A 17,644-nucleotide genomic window follows, 5' to 3' on the forward strand; every position below is an offset into this window, starting at 1 on the left:
GTGCCGCGCCGCTCCCGCGCGGGACCGGGCTAGTCCAGCGCGGCGGCGCGATCCGGGGTGAGCCGTTCGTAGACCGCCTCCGGGCCGGGCCGCCACCACACCGGGTCCGCGCAGTCCCAGCGCTGCGCGGCCAGGTCCCGCTTGCGCACCTTGTGGGTCTCGGTCCGCGGGAGCTCCGCGGTGATCCGCACGAACCTCGGCAGCTGCTTCGGGCCCAGATCCGGTTGCGCCGCGAGGAAATCGCCCAGCTCCGGTTCCGCGCCCGCCACCGGCACGACCGCGGCCATCACCTGATCGCCGACCTCCCGGCCCGGCACCGAGTACACCGCGGCCTGCGCGATGCCGGGGTGGCGCAGCAGGATCCGCTCGATCGGCGCGGTGCCCAGGTTCTCCCCGTCCACCCGCAGCCAGTCGTCGGAGCGGCCCGCGAAGTAGCAGAACCCGGCCGCGTCCGCGTAGGCGAGGTCACCGCTCCAGTACATCCCGCCGCGCAGCCGCGACTGCTCGGCTCCGGCGTCGCCGTAGTAACCGGCGAAGGCACCGGCGCCCTCGGTGTTGACCAGCTCGCCGATCGCCTGCGCCGGGTTCAGCAGCCGGCCGCCGGCGTCGAACTCGGCGGGCGGGCAGGGGTGTCCGGTCTCCGGATCGAGCACCCGCACTCCCGGCGCGGGCCTGCCCAGCGAGCCGGGCGGCGCGTCCGGACCGCGCGAGATCGCGACTCCGCCCTCGGTGGAGCCGAAGCCGTCGACCACCCGGCAGCCGAAGCGCTCGGCGAAGCGCGCCAGGTCCCGCTCGGCGCCCTCGTTCCCGTAGACCACCCGCAGCGGGTTGTCCGCGTCGTCCGGGCGCTCCGGCGTCGCCAGCACGTAGGACAGCGGCTTGCCCACGTAGTTCGCGTAGGTCGCGCCGAACCGGCGCGCGTCGGGCAGGAAGCCGGAGGCGGAGAACCGCCGTCGCAGCGCGACCGCCGCACCCGCCGCCAGGCCCACCGCCCACCCGGCGAACAGCGCGTTCGAGTGGAACAGCGGCATCGACACGTACACCACGTCCCGCCCGCCGAGGCCGAAGCGCCGCGCCAGCATCCGGCCCGGCACGGCGACCTTGCGGTGCGTGCAGCGCACCGCCTTCGGCTCGCCACCGGTGCCGGAGGTGAACAGCAGCGCCAGCAGGTCGTCCGGGCTCGCGGGCACCGGTTCCGGGGGCGCGCCGCGGTGCGCGCGCAGCAGCGCGGGCCACTCGGGGCCGTCCACCAGCAGCACCCGGCCGCGCGCGGCGCCCAGGTCCAGGCCGTCGAGCAGCGGCGCGTACCGCCGCTCCGCGATCACCCACTGGCAGTCGGCCAGCCGCACGTCGCGGGCCAGCGCCTCGCCGCGCCGGCCGGGGTTGAGCCCGACCACCACCGCGCCGGACAACGCGGCCGCCCCGAGCAGGGCGGGGAACTCCGGCACGTTGTCGAGCAGCACCCCGAGGTGCCAGGGCCCCTCGCGGCGCAGCGAGCGCAGCGCCGAGGCGAGTTCGGCGCAGTCGCGCACGTGCCGCGCCCAGGACCGCTGCCACCGCTCGAAGCGCAGCCCGGGGCCGTCATCGGCGGCCCGGGCCAGCAGCAGTTCGGTCACCGTCGGATCGGCCATCCCGCGCTCCCGCGTCGATCAACTGGGGTGAACGGCCCGTTCGCCCGATCCCGCTGGACGAACGGGCCGTTCAGTCGAGGTCCGCTTCGCCGGCGGCGAGGGCGGCCCCGATCCGGCGGAGCTGGGAGGTGGCGCCGCCGAGGGCGAACTCGTGGCGCTTGGCCGCCACGAAGTACCGGTGCAGCGGGTGCGCCACGTCGATGCCCACCCCGCCGTGCACGTGCACCGCGGTGTGCGCGACCCGGTGCCCGGCCTCGGCCGCCCAGAACTTCGCGGTCGCGATCTCGGTCTCGCAGCCCAGGTTCTCGGCCGCGCGCCAGGCCGCCTGCCAGGTCGTGAGCCGCAGCGACTCCACGTCGACGTAGCCGTCCGCGAGCCGTTGCGAGACGGCCTGGAAGGAACCGATCGGGCGGTCGAACTGCACGCGCTGCCCAGCGTGCCCGGCGGTGAGCTCCAACGCCCGCTCCAGCACGCCGAGCTGCTCGGCGCAGCCCCCGAGGGCCAGCCGCCCGGCGAGCCACCCGGCCACGTCCTCGGTTCCGTCGCCGAGCGCCCGGTCGGCGTCCACGGCCACCTCGTCGAGCTCCAGCAGCGCCTCGGAGTCCCCGTCGACCACCCGTTGCCGGTGCACCGCCACGCCTCCGGCGTCGGCGTCCACCACGAAGACCCGCGTTCCCCCCGGTGTCGCGGCGGGCACCAGGAAGGCGTCCGCGACCGGCCCGGCCGGTACCGCCGTCTTCTCGCCGACCAGAACCCACCTGTCGTCCCGGTGCTCCGCGCGGGTCGCGGGGACGGCCGGGCGCGGGTCGGCTCCCTCGGCGAACGCGGGCGCGAGCACCACGTCCCCGCTCGCGGCGGGACCGGCCCAGCGCTCCCGCACGCGCGTGTCGCCGAACCGCAGCACCGCGCCCGCGCAGGCGACCACCGAGGCCAGGTACGGCACCGGTGCGACGGCCCGGCCGAGCTCGACGAGGACCCCGCACTGCTCCAGCACCCCGCACCCGCCGCCGCCGAGCTCCTCGGGCAGCGCGGCGCCGAGCACCCCGGCGCCGGCCAGCGCCGACCACAGCGCGCGGTCGAACCGGTCCGGGCCGCCCTCGACTTCCCGCAGGCGCTCGGCGGTCGCGTGGTCCGCGAGGACGTCGCGGGTCAGCTCGGCCAGGACGCGCTGCCGCTCGGCGGGGGCGAAATCCATCGTGGACCTCCGTGGGTGGGATCGGGATCAGCGGCGGGCCGGCGGCAGGCCGAGCCCCGCGGTCGAGACGATGTCGCGCTGCACCTCGTTGGTGCCGCCGCCGAAGGTGAGGATCAGCGCGGCGCGGTGCATCCGCTCGATCCGCCCGCGCAGCGCCGCGCCCGGGGAACCGGTGCGCACGTGCGCGGTGGGGCCCAGCACCTCCATCAGCAACCGGTAGGCCTCGACGGCCAGCTCCGTGCCGTAGACCTTCGTGGCCGAGGCCGTGGCGGGTGCCGGTTCCCGCTCGGCGGCCCAGGCGATCTTCCAGTTCATCAGCTTCAGCACCTCGGCTCCCGCGTGCACCCGCGCGAGGTGCGTGCGCACCCACTCCTGGTCCAGCACCCGGCCCCCGCCGGGCAGCTCGGTGGCGGCCGCCCACTCCCGGACCCGCGCCAGGGCGGAGCGGATCGGCGCGGCGGAGGTGAGCGCGACCCGCTCGTGGTTGAGCTGGTTGGTGATCAGCGGCCAGCCCGCGTTCTCCGCGCCGACCAGCGCCGTGGCGGGCACCCGCACGTCCTCGTAGTAGGTGGCGCTGGTGGTCGGACCCGCGACGGTGCGGACCGGGGTCCAGGAGAAGCCCGGCGAGCTCGTCGGCACGATGAGCACGCTGAGTCCCCGGTGCTTGCGCGCCTCCGGATCGGTGCGGCAGGCGAGCCAGACGTGGTCGGCGTACTGCACCAGGCTGGTCCACATCTTCCGCCCGTTGATCACGTAGTCGTCCCCGTCGCGGACGGCGCTGGTGCGCAGCGAGGCGAGGTCGGTCCCGGCCTCCGGTTCGGAGTAGCCGATGCAGAAGTGCAGCTCGCCGGAGGCGATGCCGGGCAGGAAGTGCGCCCGCTGCTCCGGGCTGCCGTAGCGCATGATCGTGGGAGCGATGCTGTTGAGCGTCAGGAACGGCACCGGCACGCCGGCGACGGCGGCCTCGTCGGTGAAGATGAGCTGCTCCAGCACGGTTCCGCCGTGGCCGCCGTGCTCGCGCGGCCAGCCGAGCGCCAGCCAGCCGTCGGATCCGAGCCGCCGCACGATCCGCTTGTACGCCTCGCCGTCGCCGTAGTCGCCGCCCTCGGAGAGCTCCGCGCGGAGCTCGTCGGTCATGAGCCCCGCGAAGTAGTCGCGCAGCCGCTCCCGCAGCCGGTGCTCGTCGGGGGTGAAGCCGATGTGCATGGGGCCTCCTGCCGCGGCCGTTCCGGTGCGAATGTGGAACGTGTTTCATTCGACCATAGATCGAGTCCTGGCGATCGGTCGACCACTCGTGTGCACCAAAGTTCACCCCCGAGGCGGGCTCCTCTCGCTTTCGGTGAGCTGGCTCGTTGGGATAGCGTGAAACGAGTTCTATTCGGAAGTGTCGGAGTCTGGCCGGGGTCGGGTCGAGCGCGGCCGGGTCGGGTGCGGAAGCGGTTCAGTTCGACACCGCTCGGATGGAGCAGTCGCGCGGGAGGTGTCCGCTCGTTGCTCCCAGGTGTCCGGTGCTCCCGCCCGCCCGGTCCTCGTCCCGGGTGCCACGAGCGCGGAGGGAAGCGATGGAGATCGGTGTGCGGTCCGAGCTGTGCGAGGCCAACGGCGTGTGCGCCGCGCTGGCCCCGGAGGTCTTCGAGCTCGACGACGACGAGCTGCTGCACGTCCGTCGGCCGGTGTCGGCCGAGGAGGTGGAACACGTTTCTGAAGCGGTCGAGAGTTGCCCCAAGGGTGCCCTGTTCTGGATGAACGAAGTGAACAACGACGACGCTTGAAGCGAATAGGAACACGTTCTATTCTGTGTCGCACGCAGCAGTCGTCGCGGGCGGCCCCGGACTCGGTGAGGAGAAGCCGGTGAAGGCAGCGGTGCTCAAGGAGATCGGCGACGCCCGGCTCGACGTCCGCTCGGACGCGGGGGTGGTCGCTCCCGGTCCGAACGACGTCCACGTCCGGATCAGGGCGGCCGGCATCTGCCACAGCGACGTGTCCGCGATGAACGGCACGCTGCCCGCGCTGGCGCCCGGGGTGATGGGCCACGAGGGCGCGGGCGAGGTGCTGGCGGTGGGGGACGGGGTCGCGGACCTCGCGCCCGGTGACCGGGTGACCGTCACGTTCGTCCCGCCCTGCGGCGGCTGCCGGGACTGCCTCAACGGGCAACCGCACCTGTGCGCGGTGCACACCATCGCCGCGTTCACCTCGCCCCGGTTCGAGGTCGGCGCCGAGCCGGTGTTCGGCTTCGCCGGGTGCGGCACCTTCGCCGAGGAGCTGGTGCTGCCCCGGGACGGTGCGATCAAGATCGATGCCGACGTGCCGTTCGAGATCGCGGCGCTGCTGGGTTGCGGGGTGCTGACCGGGGTCGGGGCGGTGCTCAACACCGCCCGGGTCGAGCCGGGCTCCACGGCGGTCGTCATCGGCTGCGGCGGAGTGGGCATCTCGGTGATCCAGGGGCTGCGGCTGGCCGGCGCCGCGCAGATCGTCGCGGTCGACCCGATCACCGCCAAGCACGCCGACGCCGAGCGGTTCGGCGCCACCCGCACCACCACTCCGGACGGGCTCGACGAGCTCAAGCAGGAGCTCACCGGCGGTGCCGGGTTCGACTACGCCATCGAGGTCGTCGGGCGCTCGGGCACCATCCGCGCCGCCTACGACGCCACCAGGCGCGGCGGCAGCGTCGTCATCGTCGGCGCGGGTGGACCGGAGGAGAAGGTCGAGTTCACCGCGCAGGAGCTGTTCATCAACGAGCGCAAGATCCTGCCCTCGTTCTACGGCTCGGCCGACCCGCGCCGCGACATCGACCGGATGGTGCGGTTGTGGCGCGCGGGCCGCCTCGACCTGGAAGGCATGATCAGCCGCCGGCTGCCGCTGACCGAGATCAACGACGGGCTGGCGGCGTTGCGGGACGGGAACTCCGCGCTCGTGCGCCAGATCGTCACCTTCGACTGAGGAGTCCACCGTGGACGATCCCGTGCAGCTGGACCTCACCGGGAAGGTCGCCGTGGTCACCGGTGCCGGGGCCGGGCTGGGCCGGGCGGAGGCGCTGGCGCTGGCGGCGGCCGGGGCGGACGTGGTGGTCAACGACGTGTCCGAGGCGGCCGGTTCGGTGGCCGCCGAGATCCGCGACTTCGGGGGCCGGGCTGCCGCGGTGCGCGGTGACGTCGGGGACGGCGAGGTCGCCGACGAGCTGCTCGCGGCGGCGCTGGGGCACTTCGGCGGGTTGCACGTGGTGGTGAACAACGCGGGCGTGCTGCGCGACCGGATGGTGTTCACCATGAGCGACCAGGAGTGGGACGAGGTCGTGCGGGTCCACCTGCGCGGCCACTTCCTGCTCTGCCGCGCGGCCGCCGCGCACTGGCGCGCCCGGGCGAAGGAGACCGGGGCCGAGGTGTACGGGCGGATCGTCAACACCGCCTCGGAGGCCTTCCTGCTCGGCTCCGCGGGGCAGCCGAACTACGCCGCCGCCAAGGCGGGCATCGCGGCGCTGACCGTCTCCACCGCCCGCGCGCTGGCCCGCTACGGGGTGCGCGCGAACGCGATCTGCCCGCGCGCGCGGACCGCGATGACCGAGTCCGCGTTCGGTCCCGCGCCGGAGGGGGAGGTGGATCCGCTCTCCACCGAGCACGTCGCGCCGTTCGTCGCCTACCTCGCCGCGCCCGCCGCCGAGGCGATCAGCGGGCAGGTCTTCGTGGTGCACGGCGGTCAGGTCGCGCTGATGGCGCCGCCCACCGTCGAGCGCCGGTTCGAGGCCGAGGGCGCGACCTGGACCGTCGAAGAACTGCACCGCAGCGTCGGCGCGCACTTCGCCGCGCGCGACGGAGGGATGTTCACCAGCACCGACCTGCTCTCGCCGACCTAGCGCCCGGTGCCGGGCCGAGCCGCACCGACCAGGAGGAGTGACAACGATGTCGCTGACCGTGCAGCAGCACCGCGAGCAGGTCGGGCTGGAGGACGGCTCGCTGTTCGTCGAGGGGCGGTGGCAGCAGGCCCGCTCCGGCGAGACCTGGACCCACCACCACCCGGCCACGCAGGAGGCGATCGGGCGGTTCCCGGTCGCGGGTCCGGAGGACGTCGACGAGGCGGTGCGCGCCGCGCGGCGCGCGTTCGACGAGAGCGACTGGCCGCGGTGGCGCGCCGGGCAGCGGGTGAAGCTGCTGCACCGCTGCGCGGAGGCCCTGCGCGAGCACGCCGAGGAGCTGCGCGGCCTGCAGGCGCTGGACAACGGGGTGCCGCTGTCCTTCGGCACCGTCTACGCGGGCTCGGTCGACGTGGCCGCGGACGTGTTCGACCACCACGCCGGCTGGATCGACAAGGCGGGGGGCGAGACGTTGCCGCCCTACCAGGGCGGTGATCACCTGGCGCTGACCGTGCGCGAGCCGGTCGGCGTGGTCGCGGCGATCCTGCCGTGGAACGCGCCGTTCCTGCTGTTCGCGCAGAAGGTGGCGCCGGCCCTGGCCGCCGGGTGCACCGTGGTGCTCAAGCCCTCCGAGCACGCGACCTTCGCCGTGCTGCGGATGGTGCGGCTGCTGGCCGAGGCGGGCGTGCCCGGTGGCGTGCTCAACGTGGTGACCGGGACCGGCGAGACCACCGGTGAGCCGCTGATCAACCACCCCGGCGTGGACAAGATCAGTTTCACCGGCAGCCGCGAGGTCGGCAGGCGCATCGTCGAGGCCGCCGCGCCGACGATGAAGCGGGTGTCGCTGGAGCTCGGCGGCAAGAGCCCCGCGCTGGTGTTCGCCGACGCCGACGCCGGGATGGCCGGGATGACCGCGATGGGCATGGTGACCCTCGGGCTGTCCGGGCAGGCCTGCGTGGCGCACACCAGGGCGCTGGTGCACCGGGACGTCTACGACGAATTCCTCGACGCGGCCGGGATGATCGCGGACTCGGTCACCTACGGCGACCCGTTCGACCCGGGCGTGCTGGCCAGCCCGCTGATCAACGAGCGGCAGCTCGGCCGGGTGCTGGACCTGGTCCACCAGGGCGAGCGGGAGGGCGCCCGGCTGGTCACCGGCGGGGTTCGCGCCGACGGAGAGCTGGCGGCCGGGAACTTCGTCACCCCGGCGATCTTCGCGGAGGTGGACAACGCGATGGCCATCGCGCGCCAGGAGGTCTTCGGGCCGGTGCTGTCGGTGATCCCGTTCGAGGACGAGGACGAGGCGGTCCGGCTGGCCAACGACACCGAGTACGGGCTGGGCGCGGGCGTGTTCACCACCGACGTCCAGCGCGCCTTCCGGGTCGCGCGCCGGATCCGCGCGGGCACGGTCGGCATCAACGGATTCCAGGTGGAGCCGCACCTGCCCTTCGGCGGCTACAAGCAGTCCGGCCTCGGCCGCGAGGGCGGGCGCGGCGCGTTCGAGGCCTACACCGAGCTCAAGTCGGTCCTGCTGCCCCTGTCCGGGGAGATGATGTGAGGTGGCCCGGCTGAACGGCAAGGTCGCGATCATCACCGGTGCGGCCGGCGGGCAGGGCGCCGCCGCCGCGCGGCGCTTCGTCGCCGAGGGCGCCCGGGTCCTGCTGGCCGACGTCGCCGACGAGACCGGGGCCGCGGTGGCGGCCGAGCTCGGAGCGGCGGCGCGGTACCGGCACCTCGACGTCGGCACCGCGGCGGACTGGGCGGCGGCCGTGCGGGTGGCGGAGCAGGAGTTCGGACCGGTCTCGGTGCTCGTGAACAACGCCGGGATCCTGCACCTGGCGCCGATCGCCGAGACCGATCCCGCCGACTACGAGCGGGTGCTGCGCACCAACCAGCTCGGCACCTTCCTCGGGATGCGCGCGGTGCTGAGCTCCATGCCCGGGGGCGGGTCCATCGTGAACGTGTCCTCGGTGGAGGGACTCGCGGGGATGCCCGGCACGATCGCCTACTCGGCCAGCAAGTTCGCCATCCGCGGCATGACCAAGGTGGCCGCCCTGGAGCTGGGAGCGCGCGGGATCCGGGTGAACTCGGTGCACCCGGGTGTGATCGACACCGACATGGTGCGCGCCGCGGCGGGCACCGCGCTGCACGGGTTCGCGAAGTCGCGCCTGGCGCTGGGCAGGCTCGGCCGCGCCGAGGAGATCGCCGAGCTGGTGCTGTTCCTGGCCTCCGACGAGAGCTCCTACTGCACCGGCGCGGAATTCGTCGCCGACGGCGGGGCGACCGCCGCGCATTCCCTTGCCCCGTAGGAACATCCGGGCACGTCTTCGAGGTGGTGGAGCGATGGTCATCGCGGCCGGCGCACCCGACCGGACCGGGAGCGCGCGATGAGCTCGCCGGGCGCGAGCCACCGCGTCCCGGCCGGTGCGGCCTTCGCCGAGGCCGGGCGGATCGCCACGCTGTCCTGGGAGGTGCTGCGCGCGATCCCGAAGCGGCCCTTCCAGTTCCGGGAGTGGGTGCAGCAGGCGTGGCTGTTCGCCGCCGTGACGATCCTGCCCACCGCGCTGGTGGCGATCCCGTTCGGCGCGGTGATCGCGATGCAGCTCGGCTCGCTGACCCAGCAGATCGGTGCGCAGTCCTTCACCGGCGCGGCCAGCGCGCTGTCCATCCTGCAGCAGGCCAGCCCGCTCATCACCGCGCTGCTGGTGGCCGGGGCCGGTGGCTCGGCGGTGTGCGCCGACATCGGCGCCCGCACCATCCGCGAGGAGATCGACGCGATGGAGGTGCTGGGCGTCCCGGTGATCCACCGGCTGATCGTGCCGAGGGTGCTGGGCGCGGTGTTCGTGTCGGTGCTGCTCAACGGGCTGGTCAGCGTGGTGGGCGTGGCGGGCGGCTACTTCTTCAACGTGGTGCTCCAGGGCGGCACCCCGGGTGCCTACCTGGCCAGCTTCAACGCGCTCGCGCAGCTGCCGGACCTGTACGTCAGCGAGCTCAAGGCGCTGATCTACGGCTTCGTGGCCGGGGTCGTGGCGGCCTATCGAGGGTTGAACCCGGCCGGCGGGCCGAAGGGCGTCGGGGACGCGGTGAACCAGGCCGTCGTGATCACCTTCCTGCTGCTGTTCGCGATCAACCTCGTGCTCACCGGCCTGTACCTGCAACTCGTTCCGCCGAAGGAGTTGTGAGCCGATGGCCGCCACCACCGAGCAGCACCTGCCACCGCCGACCGCGTGGCGGCGCAGGTGGTCGGCGCTGTTCTCCCGTCCCGGTGACGCGCTGGCCGACCTGGGCGGGCAGCTGTCGTTCTTCCTGCGGGCGGTGGCGCTGGCCCCGCTGACGTTGCGGAAGTACCCCCGGGAGACCGGGCGGCTGCTGACCGAGGTGATGTTCGGCAGCGGAGCGCTCGCCGTCATCGGCGGCACCCTCGGCGTGATGATCGGGATGACGGTGTGCACCGGGGCGATCGTGGGCCTGCAGGGCTACTCGTCGCTGGACCAGCTGGGGACCTCCGCGCTCACCGGGTTCATCGCCGCCTACTTCGACACCCGGGAGGTCGCGCCGCTGTCGGCGGGACTGGCGCTGTCGGCGACGGTCGGGTGCGGATTCACCGCGCAGCTCGGGGCGATGCGGATCTCCGACGAGATCGACGCGCTGGAGGTGATGGGGGTGCGCACGGTCCCGTACCTGGTGACCAGCCGGGTGCTCGCCGGGTTGGCCGCGGTGGTGCCGCTGTACGTGGTCGGACTGCTGGGCTCCTACTTCGCCTCGCGGCAGATCACGGTGTGGTTCTACGGGCAGTCGGCGGGCACCTACGACCACTACTTCCACCTGTTCCTGCCGCCGCAGGACGTGCTGTGGTCGTTCGGGAAGGTGCTCGCGTTCAGCCTCGTGGTGATCCTGACGCACTGCTACTACGGCTACACCGCGCGCGGTGGCCCGGCGGGTGTCGGTGTCGCGGTCGGGCGGGCCGTGCGGACCTCGATCGTGCTGGTCGCGGTGCTGGACTTCTTCCTGAGCCTGGCGATCTGGGGCTCGACCACCACCGTCCGGATCGCGGGGTAGCGGCGTGGGCGGACGCGGGCGCGGCGGCGGGCGACGCCGGAACCAGGCGCTGGGACTGGTGTTCCTGCTGTTCTCGGGACTGTTCGTCGCCGCGATGATCGGCTTCTACCGGCAGTCGTTCACCCCGGTGGTGCCCGTGGTGCTGCACACCGACCGGGCGGGCAACGAGATGCGGGCGGGCGCCGACGTGAAGGCGCGCGGGGTGGTCGTCGGCCGGGTGAGCTCGGTGGAACCGGGACCGGGCCGGGCGACCCTGCACCTGGCGCTGCGGCCCGAGCTGGTGGAGCTCATCCCGGCGGACACCTCGGCGCGGCTGCTGCCGAAGACCCTGTTCGGCGAGCGCTACGTGGCGCTGGCCTTCCCGGTCGCGGCGGGATCCGGCCCGCACCTGACCAGCGGAGCGGTGATCCCGCAGGACCGCAGCGCGGCGGCGATCGAGATCGAGCGGGTGCTCGACGACCTGCTGCCGCTGCTGCAGGCGGTGCGACCGCAGCAGCTGGCGACCACCCTGGACGCCGTCGCCGGGACCCTGCGGGGGCGCGGCGAGCAGCTGGGCGGGACGATCCGTCGGCTCGACGACTACCTGGGCCGGTTCAACCCCGCGCTGCCCCGGCTGGAGTCGGTGCTCGGCCGCGTCGACGAGGTCGCCCGCACCTACCACGAGGCGGTGCCCGACCTGCTCAGCGCGCTGCGGGACGTCACCACCACGAGCGGCACCCTCGTCGAGCGCGAGGACCAGTTGCGGCAGGTCTGGAACGCCACCCGGGTGACCGCCGTGAACGCGAGCGCCTTCCTGGAGGCCAACCAGGACAACCTGATCCGGCTCAGCGCCGAGTCGCGGCCGGTGCTGGAGCTGCTCGGCCGGTACGCCCCGCAGTACACCTGCGTGCTCGACCAGCTGGCCGCCAGCATCCCCCTCGCCGAGCGCGCCTTCGGCGAGGGCGACGCGAACCCGATGCAGAAGGTGACCATCGAGGTCACCGGCAGCCGCGGCGAGTACCTGCCCGGCGTGGACGAACCCCGCTACGAGGACACCCGGGGCCCGCGCTGCTACCCGTGGGTGGAACCGCCGGACCGCTTCCCGCAGTACCCGCCGGGCGGGCCGCTGCGGGACGGGTCCTCGCACCCGCCGCCCCCGCGCGGGCCGGGGGAGCAACCTCCCGCCGACGCCCCGGCCCCGACCTCGCCCCAGTCGGCCGGCACCACCTCGGGCGGGCCGCTGGCGGCGAACTCGCCCGCCGAGCGGGAGCTCGTCGCCGCGCTGCTCGCTCCCGGGCTGGGCCGCGCACCGGCGCGGGTGCCGGGCTGGAGCAGCGTGCTCGTCGGCCCCGTCTTCCGGGGAGCGGAGGTGATCGTGCGATGAGAGCGGGGCTCACCGGACCGCTGATCAAGCTGGCGGCGTTCACGCTCGTCACCGCCCTGCTCACCGGGGCGCTGGCGATGACCATCGCCGTCGGCGGCGGCGGGTCCACCACCGGTTACGCCGCCGAGTTCGACGACGTCTCGGGGCTCGGCGAGGGCGACGAGGTGCGCATCGCCGGGGTGCGGGTGGGTGCGGTCACCTCGCTGGAGGTGGTCGACGACCGCCGCGCGCTGGCCCGCTTCGAGGTCGACGCGGAGCGGCGGCTGCCCGTCGACACCGTCGCCGCCGTGAAGTACCGCGACCTCGCCGGGCAGCGCTACCTCGCGCTGGACGCGGCGCTGGAGCCCGGCGAACCGCTGCTCGCGGCGGACGCGACGCTGCCGGTCGCCCAGACCCGGCCCGCGCTGGACCTGACCGCGCTGTTCAACGGCTTCCAGCCGTTGCTGCGCGCCCTCGACCCCGCCGACGTCAACGCGCTCTCCGGCGAGCTGATCCAGGTGCTGCAGGGCGAGGGCGGGACCGTGCGGAGCGTCCTCGCGCACACCGCCTCGCTCACCGGCACCCTCGCGGAGAAGGACGAGGTGATCGGCCAGGTCATCGGCAACCTCAACGCCGTGCTCGGGCAGGTCGCCGTCCGCGGCCCGCAGCTGGGCGGGCTCGTCGACGCGCTGCAACGGCTCGTCACCGGTCTCGCCGAGCAGCGCCGGCCGATCGGGGAGGCCGTCGCCGCGCTCGACGAGCTCACCGGCACCACCGCCGGGTTGCTGTCCGAGGCCCGCCCGCCGCTGCGCGAGGACGTCGCCGCGCTCGGCGACCTCGCCGCGAACGTGCGGGCGGAGTCGCCTCGGCTGGAGCACGACCTGCGGACGCTGCCGGAGCGGCTGGACTCGCTGACCCGCACGGTCAGCTACGGGAGCTGGTTCAACTTCTACCTGTGCCGGCTCACCGGCACCGTGGGCATCTCCGGCCTGGACGTCCGGGCGCAGGTGCTGCCGCTGCCCCCGACCGAGCTGCCGGAGAGGTGCCGCCCATGAGCACCGCGTTGCGCGACCGGGACCAGGCCGCCGTGGGCGTCGTCGCCCTCGCGCTGCTCACCGCGGTGACGCTGCTCGCCTTCTTCGCCCACGACCTGCCGCTGCTGGGCCGTGGCACCAGCTATTCGGCCCGGTTCACCGAATCCGCCGGGCTCGCCCCCGGCGACGAGGTGGAGCTGGCCGGGGTGCGGGTCGGGGAGGTCACCGACGTCGGTCTGGACGGGGACCGGGTGCTGGTGCGGTTCCGGGTGCGGGACGTGCGGATCGGCGACCGCAGCCGGGTCTCCATCGAGATCAAGACGCTGCTCGGCGCGAAGAACCTGGCGCTGCGCCCGGACGGCGCCGGGGAGCAGGAGCCGGGCGAACCGATCCCGGCCTCCCGCACGGACGTGCCGTTCGACATCCCCGACGCGCTCGACCAGCTCGCCCGCAGCGCCGAGCAGCTCGACCCCGCGCGGCTCGGCCGCAGCTTCGCGGTGCTCGCCGAGAGCCTGCGCGGCGCCCCCGAGCACCTCGGCGGTGCGGTCGACGGGCTCTCCGCGCTGTCGCGCACCATCGCCTCCCGGGACGCGGAGCTGGCCGAGGTGGTGCACCGCGCCGCCGACGTCAGCGGCGTCGTCGCGCGGCGCGACGACCAGGTGGCGAAGCTGATCGACGACGGGAGCCTGCTGCTGGCGGAGCTCCAGCGGCGCCGCGAGGCGATCTCCTCGCTGCTGCGCGGCACCGAGGCCGTCTCGGCCCAGCTGCGCGGGCTCATCGCCGACAACCAGCAGCGGTTGAACCCGGCGCTCGCCGAACTCGCCCAGGTCACCGAGATGTTGCGGCGCAACCAGAACCAGCTGGGCGCCACCATCGCCGCGCTGGAGCCCTACGTCACCGGGTTCAACAACACGGTCGGCAACGGCCGCTGGTTCGACGGCTACCTGTGCGGACTGCTGCCGCCCTCGGTGAGCGCCGGGCCGGTGGGGATCAACCCGGAGGGCTGCGACCTGAGCCGCCCCGGAGGTGGACCATGACCGGACGTCCCGCCCCCACCGCGCTGCTCGCCTGCGGTTGCGCGCTGGTGCTGCTGCTCAGCGGCGCCCTGTGGTGGGTGCTGCGGGAGCCGGGCACCCGGATCACCGCGCACTTCGACCGGGCCGTGGGCCTCTACCAGCACTCCGCCGTGCGGGTGCTGGGCGTGGAGGTAGGCCACGTCGCCTCCGTCGTCCCGGCGGGCGGGCACGTCCGCGTCGAGCTGGTGGTGGACCGCGAGGTGCGGATCCCGGCCGACGCCGAGGCCGTGCTGGTCGCGCCGAGCCTCGTCAGCGACCGCTACGTGCAGCTCACCCCGGCCTACTCCGGCGGGCCGGAGCTGCCCGCCGGGGCGGTGCTCGGCGAGGACCGCACGATGGTGCCTGCCGATCTCGACGACCTCTACCGCAGCGCCAACGCGCTGACGCGGGCGCTCGGCCCGGACGGGGCGAACCGCGACGGCGCGCTCGCGGACCTGCTGGACGTGAGCGCGGCGAGCCTGGACGGCAACGGGGCGAAGCTGAACGAGACGATCCGCCGCCTCGGTGACCTCTCCGGCGCGCTGCGGCACTCGCAGGGGGACCTGTTCACCACGGTCGACCGGCTCAACGAGTTCACCGCCGTGCTGGCCGCGAACGACGCGCAGGTGCGGGACTTCCAGGGGCGGCTGGCCGACGTCTCCGGCTTCCTGGCCGACGAGCGGCGGCAGACCGCCGCCTCGCTGAGCGCGCTGGCGACGGCCCTCACCGAGCTGGAGGCGTTCGTGCGGGACAACCGGGAGCTGGTGGCGTCCAACGTGGACGGATTGGCGGACGTCACCCGGGTGTTGGTGGACCAGCGCGCGGCGCTGGGCGAGGTGCTCGACATCGCGCCCACCGGGATGAGCAACTTCCTCAACGCCTACGACTCCGCGTCCGGTTCGGTCGCGGTGCGCGCCAACCTCAACGAGCTCACCAACCCGCCGGTGCTCGTGGTGTGCGCGTTGCTGGAGCACGCCACCCCGGCGCAGATCCCACCGCGGCTGCGGAAGTCCTGCGACGGGCTGGCCGGGCTGCTGGACGGGACGCTGCGGCTGCCCTCGGCGGCGGAGGCCGTCCAGCACCTCGGCCAGGGCGAGCCACCCCCGCTGCCGCTGCCGCTGACCGGCGCGATGCCGGGGACGGGGGGCCCGTGATGCGCCGGGCCCGGTGGACCTGCTGCGCGCTGGTGCCGCTGCTGCTCACCGGCTGCGGAGCCTCGCTCCAGGACGTCCCGCTGCCCGGCGGCGCGGACCTCGGCGAGCGCCCCTACGAGGTGCGGGTGCGGTTCACCGACGTGCTCGACCTGGTGCCGCAGGCGGGGGTGAAGGTCAACGACGTGCCCGTGGGCGCGGTGCGCGGCGTCGAGCTCGCGCCGGACAACGCCACGGCGGTGGTGACCCTGGTGGTCAACGGCGGCGTGGAGCTGCCGGCCAACGCCGACGCGCGGCTGCGCCAGTCCAGCCTGCTGGGGGAGAAGTTCGTCGAACTGGCCCCGCCCGCCGCCGGGCCCGCGCGGGGGAGGCTGCGCGACGGCGCCGAGATCCCGCTGGAGCGCACCAACCGCAACCCGCAGGTGGAGGAGGTGCTGGGGGCGCTGTCGCTGCTGCTCGACGGCGGCGGCCTGGGCAAGCTCAACGGGATCGTCGACGAGCTGAACCGCGCGCTGGCCGGCAACGAGCCGCGGACCCGCTCCCTGCTGTCCAGGGTGGACGAAGCGGTCACCCGGCTGGACGGGCAGAAGCGGGACATCACCCGCGCGCTGGACGGGCTGAACCGGCTCGCCGCGGACCTGCGGGCGCAGACCGGTGACCTCGTCACCGGCCTGGACGGGCTCGCCCCCGGGTTGCGGGTGGTCGAGCGCCAGCGCGGGCAGCTCGTGGGGATGCTGCGTTCGCTGGACCGGTTCTCCCAGGTCTCGGTGGACGTGGTGAACGCGAGCGGGCAGGACCTGGTCGCGGACCTGCGGGCGCTGGAGCCCACGCTGCGCGAGCTCGCCCGTGCCGGGACGGACCTGCCGAAGGCGATCGGCTACCTGGCCAGCTACCCGTTCCCGGAGAACGCGATGGTCCCGCTCAAGGGCGATTTCGTGAACGTGGACGTGGATCTGGACCTCGACCTGACCAGCGTGCTGGGCAACCTCGCGAACAGCTCGGGGCCGCTGCTGCCGATCCCGGGGCTCTCGGCCAGCACGCCCCTGCCCGCGCTGCCACTGCCACCCGCGCCGCCCACGGCGGGACGACCGGGCGGGCTGCTCGACGGACTGCTGGGAGGTTCCTGATGCTGGCCAGGCCGATCCAGATCAGGCTCGGGTTGTTCCTGCTCATCGCGGTGCTCGGGATCGGGTTCACCGGCGCCCGCTACGCGGGTCTGGACCGGCTGGTCGGCGGTGGCGGTTACGCGGTGGTCGTGCGGCTGCCCGAGTCCGGCGGAGTCTTCGTCAACTCCGAGGTCACCTACCGCGGGGTCGCGGTCGGCCGGGTCACCGGGCTGCGGCTCACCGAGCGCGGCGCGGCCGCCGACCTGCACATCGACGACACCGCCCCGCCGATCCCCGCCGACACCCGGGCCGCCGTGGCGAACCGCTCGGCGGTGGGCGAGCAGTACCTCGACCTGCGCCCGGAGCACCAGCGCGGCCCGGTGCTCGCGGACGGTTCGGTGATCCCCGCCGAGCGCGCCGAACTCCCACCCCCGCCGGAATCGGTGCTGCTGAACCTGGACCGGCTGGTCGCCGACGTGCCGCTGGACTCGCTGCGCACCGTCGTCGAGGAGTCCGGCACCGCGTTCCGGGGCAGCGGCCCGCACCTGCGGCGGCTGCTGGACAGCACCGGTTCGCTCGTCGAGGCCGCCGACCGGAGCCTGCCGCAGACCACCTCGCTGCTGGAGAACGCCGACGTGGTGCTGCGGACCCAGCAGGAGCAGGGCGCGGAGATCACCGAGTTCGGCGCCGGCCTGCGCGAGGTGGCCGCGCAGCTGAGGAGCTCCGATCCCGACCTGCGGCGGCTCATCGACGCCGCGCCCCCGGCGGCCGGGCAGCTGGACGCGCTGCTGCGCACCAGCGGCGGCGGGCTCGCCGCGACCACCGCGAACCTGCTCACCACGGTGCGCCTGATGCACGTGCGCACCCCGGCGCTGGAGAACGTCCTGGTGGCGATGCCGATGCTGGCGAGCGCCAGCCACAGCGCGCAGGACGGCGACGGCCGCGGGCACCTGGGCGTGGTGCTCAACTTCTTCAACCCGCTGGCCTGCGAGAAGGGCTACGAGGGCACCGTGCGCCGACCCGGCAGCGACATCACCCCGGTCCCGGCCAACCGGGACCTGCACTGCGCCGAGCCGCCCGGCAGCGAGATCAACGTGCGCGGTTCCGCGAACGTACCCCGAGCGCCGCTCCCGGACGCGGTCGCCGTGCCGGAGCAGCCGGAGCCGCTCCCGTTCCCGCTGCGCTAGCCGGGCGCGCGCCCGCCGCGTGGCCCCGGACGTCCGG

At 74.2% G+C, this 17,644-nt stretch carries 16 protein-coding genes; 13 read left to right on the forward strand and 3 right to left on the reverse strand.

Annotated features, from left to right (window positions below):
* Positions 1-29: 29 nt before the first annotated feature.
* From ACL03H_RS18365 to ACL03H_RS18375, 3 genes are all read right to left on the reverse strand, one after another.
* On the reverse strand, positions 30-1,631 hold the full coding sequence (locus ACL03H_RS18365; RefSeq protein ID WP_412812493.1) for a long-chain-fatty-acid--CoA ligase: 1,602 nt from the start codon (positions 1,629-1,631) through the stop codon (positions 30-32).
* Between the two features lie 70 nt (positions 1,632-1,701).
* Positions 1,702-2,826, reverse strand: a complete 1,125-nt coding sequence (locus ACL03H_RS18370) for an acyl-CoA dehydrogenase family protein (RefSeq protein ID WP_412812494.1) — start codon at positions 2,824-2,826, stop codon at positions 1,702-1,704.
* Between the two features lie 27 nt (positions 2,827-2,853).
* Positions 2,854-4,032, reverse strand: a complete 1,179-nt coding sequence (locus ACL03H_RS18375) for an acyl-CoA dehydrogenase family protein (protein WP_412812495.1) — start codon at positions 4,030-4,032, stop codon at positions 2,854-2,856.
* Between the two features lie 356 nt (positions 4,033-4,388).
* Here ACL03H_RS18375 and ACL03H_RS18380 point away from each other — a divergent pair, with 356 nt between their 5' ends.
* The 13 genes from ACL03H_RS18380 to ACL03H_RS18440 all read left to right on the forward strand — a co-directional run bounded on the left by ACL03H_RS18380 (position 4,389) and on the right by ACL03H_RS18440 (position 17,607).
* On the forward strand, positions 4,389-4,598 hold the full coding sequence (locus ACL03H_RS18380; RefSeq protein ID WP_412812496.1) for a ferredoxin: 210 nt from the start codon (positions 4,389-4,391) through the stop codon (positions 4,596-4,598).
* Positions 4,599-4,623: 25 nt separating this feature from the next.
* Positions 4,624-5,766, forward strand: a complete 1,143-nt coding sequence (locus ACL03H_RS18385; RefSeq protein ID WP_412812497.1) for a Zn-dependent alcohol dehydrogenase — start codon at positions 4,624-4,626, stop codon at positions 5,764-5,766.
* 28 nt (positions 5,767-5,794) lie between these two features.
* Complete coding sequence (locus ACL03H_RS18390; protein WP_412812541.1) at positions 5,795-6,676, forward strand: 3-oxoacyl-ACP reductase; 882 nt, start codon at positions 5,795-5,797, stop codon at positions 6,674-6,676.
* A gap of 46 nt (positions 6,677-6,722) precedes the next feature.
* On the forward strand, positions 6,723-8,231 hold the full coding sequence (locus ACL03H_RS18395) for an aldehyde dehydrogenase family protein (protein WP_412812498.1): 1,509 nt from the start codon (positions 6,723-6,725) through the stop codon (positions 8,229-8,231).
* A gap of 1 nt (position 8,232) precedes the next feature.
* Complete coding sequence (locus tag ACL03H_RS18400) at positions 8,233-8,982, forward strand: glucose 1-dehydrogenase (protein WP_412812499.1); 750 nt, start codon at positions 8,233-8,235, stop codon at positions 8,980-8,982.
* Positions 8,983-9,060: 78 nt separating this feature from the next.
* Positions 9,061-9,855, forward strand: a complete 795-nt coding sequence (locus tag ACL03H_RS18405) for an MlaE family ABC transporter permease (protein WP_412812500.1) — start codon at positions 9,061-9,063, stop codon at positions 9,853-9,855.
* 4 nt (positions 9,856-9,859) lie between these two features.
* Positions 9,860-10,732 carry an MlaE family ABC transporter permease gene (locus tag ACL03H_RS18410; RefSeq protein ID WP_412812501.1) on the forward strand — a complete coding sequence of 291 codons (873 nt, stop codon included), beginning with the start codon at positions 9,860-9,862 and terminating at the stop codon, positions 10,730-10,732.
* Between the two features lie 4 nt (positions 10,733-10,736).
* Positions 10,737-12,095 (forward strand): MCE family protein, encoded by a 1,359-nt coding sequence (locus tag ACL03H_RS18415; RefSeq protein WP_412812502.1) that lies wholly within the window; start codon positions 10,737-10,739, stop codon positions 12,093-12,095.
* The gene (locus ACL03H_RS18420) at positions 12,092-13,129 is read left to right on the forward strand and encodes an MCE family protein (protein WP_412812503.1); all 1,038 of its coding nucleotides are present in this window, start codon (positions 12,092-12,094) and stop codon (positions 13,127-13,129) included. Before ACL03H_RS18415 ends, ACL03H_RS18420 begins: the two co-directional genes overlap by 4 nt.
* Positions 13,126-14,145 carry an MCE family protein gene (locus ACL03H_RS18425; RefSeq protein WP_412812504.1) on the forward strand — a complete coding sequence of 340 codons (1,020 nt, stop codon included), beginning with the start codon at positions 13,126-13,128 and terminating at the stop codon, positions 14,143-14,145. The genes ACL03H_RS18420 and ACL03H_RS18425 overlap by 4 nt, the downstream gene beginning before the upstream one ends.
* Positions 14,142-15,317 (forward strand): MCE family protein, encoded by a 1,176-nt coding sequence (locus ACL03H_RS18430; RefSeq protein WP_412812505.1) that lies wholly within the window; start codon positions 14,142-14,144, stop codon positions 15,315-15,317. The genes ACL03H_RS18425 and ACL03H_RS18430 overlap by 4 nt, the downstream gene beginning before the upstream one ends.
* Positions 15,317-16,441, forward strand: a complete 1,125-nt coding sequence (locus ACL03H_RS18435; protein ID WP_412812506.1) for an MCE family protein — start codon at positions 15,317-15,319, stop codon at positions 16,439-16,441. Before ACL03H_RS18430 ends, ACL03H_RS18435 begins: the two co-directional genes overlap by 1 nt.
* A complete protein-coding gene (locus ACL03H_RS18440; protein WP_412812507.1) occupies positions 16,441-17,607 on the forward strand; it encodes an MCE family protein in 1,167 nt (388 codons plus the stop codon). The genes ACL03H_RS18435 and ACL03H_RS18440 overlap by 1 nt, the downstream gene beginning before the upstream one ends.
* Positions 17,608-17,644: the final 37 nt, after the last annotated feature.

The organism is Saccharopolyspora antibiotica (assembly GCF_047200635.1).
Lineage (GTDB): Bacteria > Actinomycetota > Actinomycetes > Mycobacteriales > Pseudonocardiaceae > Saccharopolyspora_C.

Coding starts and splice junctions, on each gene's coding strand:
- ACL03H_RS18365 (WP_412812493.1), bottom strand. CDS start 1,631: ATGGCCGATCCGACGGTGACCGAACTGCTGCTGGCCCGGGCCGCCGAT.
- ACL03H_RS18370 (WP_412812494.1), bottom strand. CDS start 2,826: ATGGATTTCGCCCCCGCCGAGCGGCAGCGCGTCCTGGCCGAGCTGACC.
- ACL03H_RS18375 (WP_412812495.1), bottom strand. CDS start 4,032: ATGCACATCGGCTTCACCCCCGACGAGCACCGGCTGCGGGAGCGGCTG.
- ACL03H_RS18380 (WP_412812496.1), top strand. CDS start 4,389: ATGGAGATCGGTGTGCGGTCCGAGCTGTGCGAGGCCAACGGCGTGTGC.
- ACL03H_RS18395 (WP_412812498.1), top strand. CDS start 6,723: ATGTCGCTGACCGTGCAGCAGCACCGCGAGCAGGTCGGGCTGGAGGAC.
- ACL03H_RS18405 (WP_412812500.1), top strand. CDS start 9,061: ATGAGCTCGCCGGGCGCGAGCCACCGCGTCCCGGCCGGTGCGGCCTTC.
- ACL03H_RS18410 (WP_412812501.1), top strand. CDS start 9,860: ATGGCCGCCACCACCGAGCAGCACCTGCCACCGCCGACCGCGTGGCGG.
- ACL03H_RS18420 (WP_412812503.1), top strand. CDS start 12,092: ATGAGAGCGGGGCTCACCGGACCGCTGATCAAGCTGGCGGCGTTCACG.
- ACL03H_RS18425 (WP_412812504.1), top strand. CDS start 13,126: ATGAGCACCGCGTTGCGCGACCGGGACCAGGCCGCCGTGGGCGTCGTC.
- ACL03H_RS18430 (WP_412812505.1), top strand. CDS start 14,142: ATGACCGGACGTCCCGCCCCCACCGCGCTGCTCGCCTGCGGTTGCGCG.
- ACL03H_RS18435 (WP_412812506.1), top strand. CDS start 15,317: ATGCGCCGGGCCCGGTGGACCTGCTGCGCGCTGGTGCCGCTGCTGCTC.
- ACL03H_RS18440 (WP_412812507.1), top strand. CDS start 16,441: ATGCTGGCCAGGCCGATCCAGATCAGGCTCGGGTTGTTCCTGCTCATC.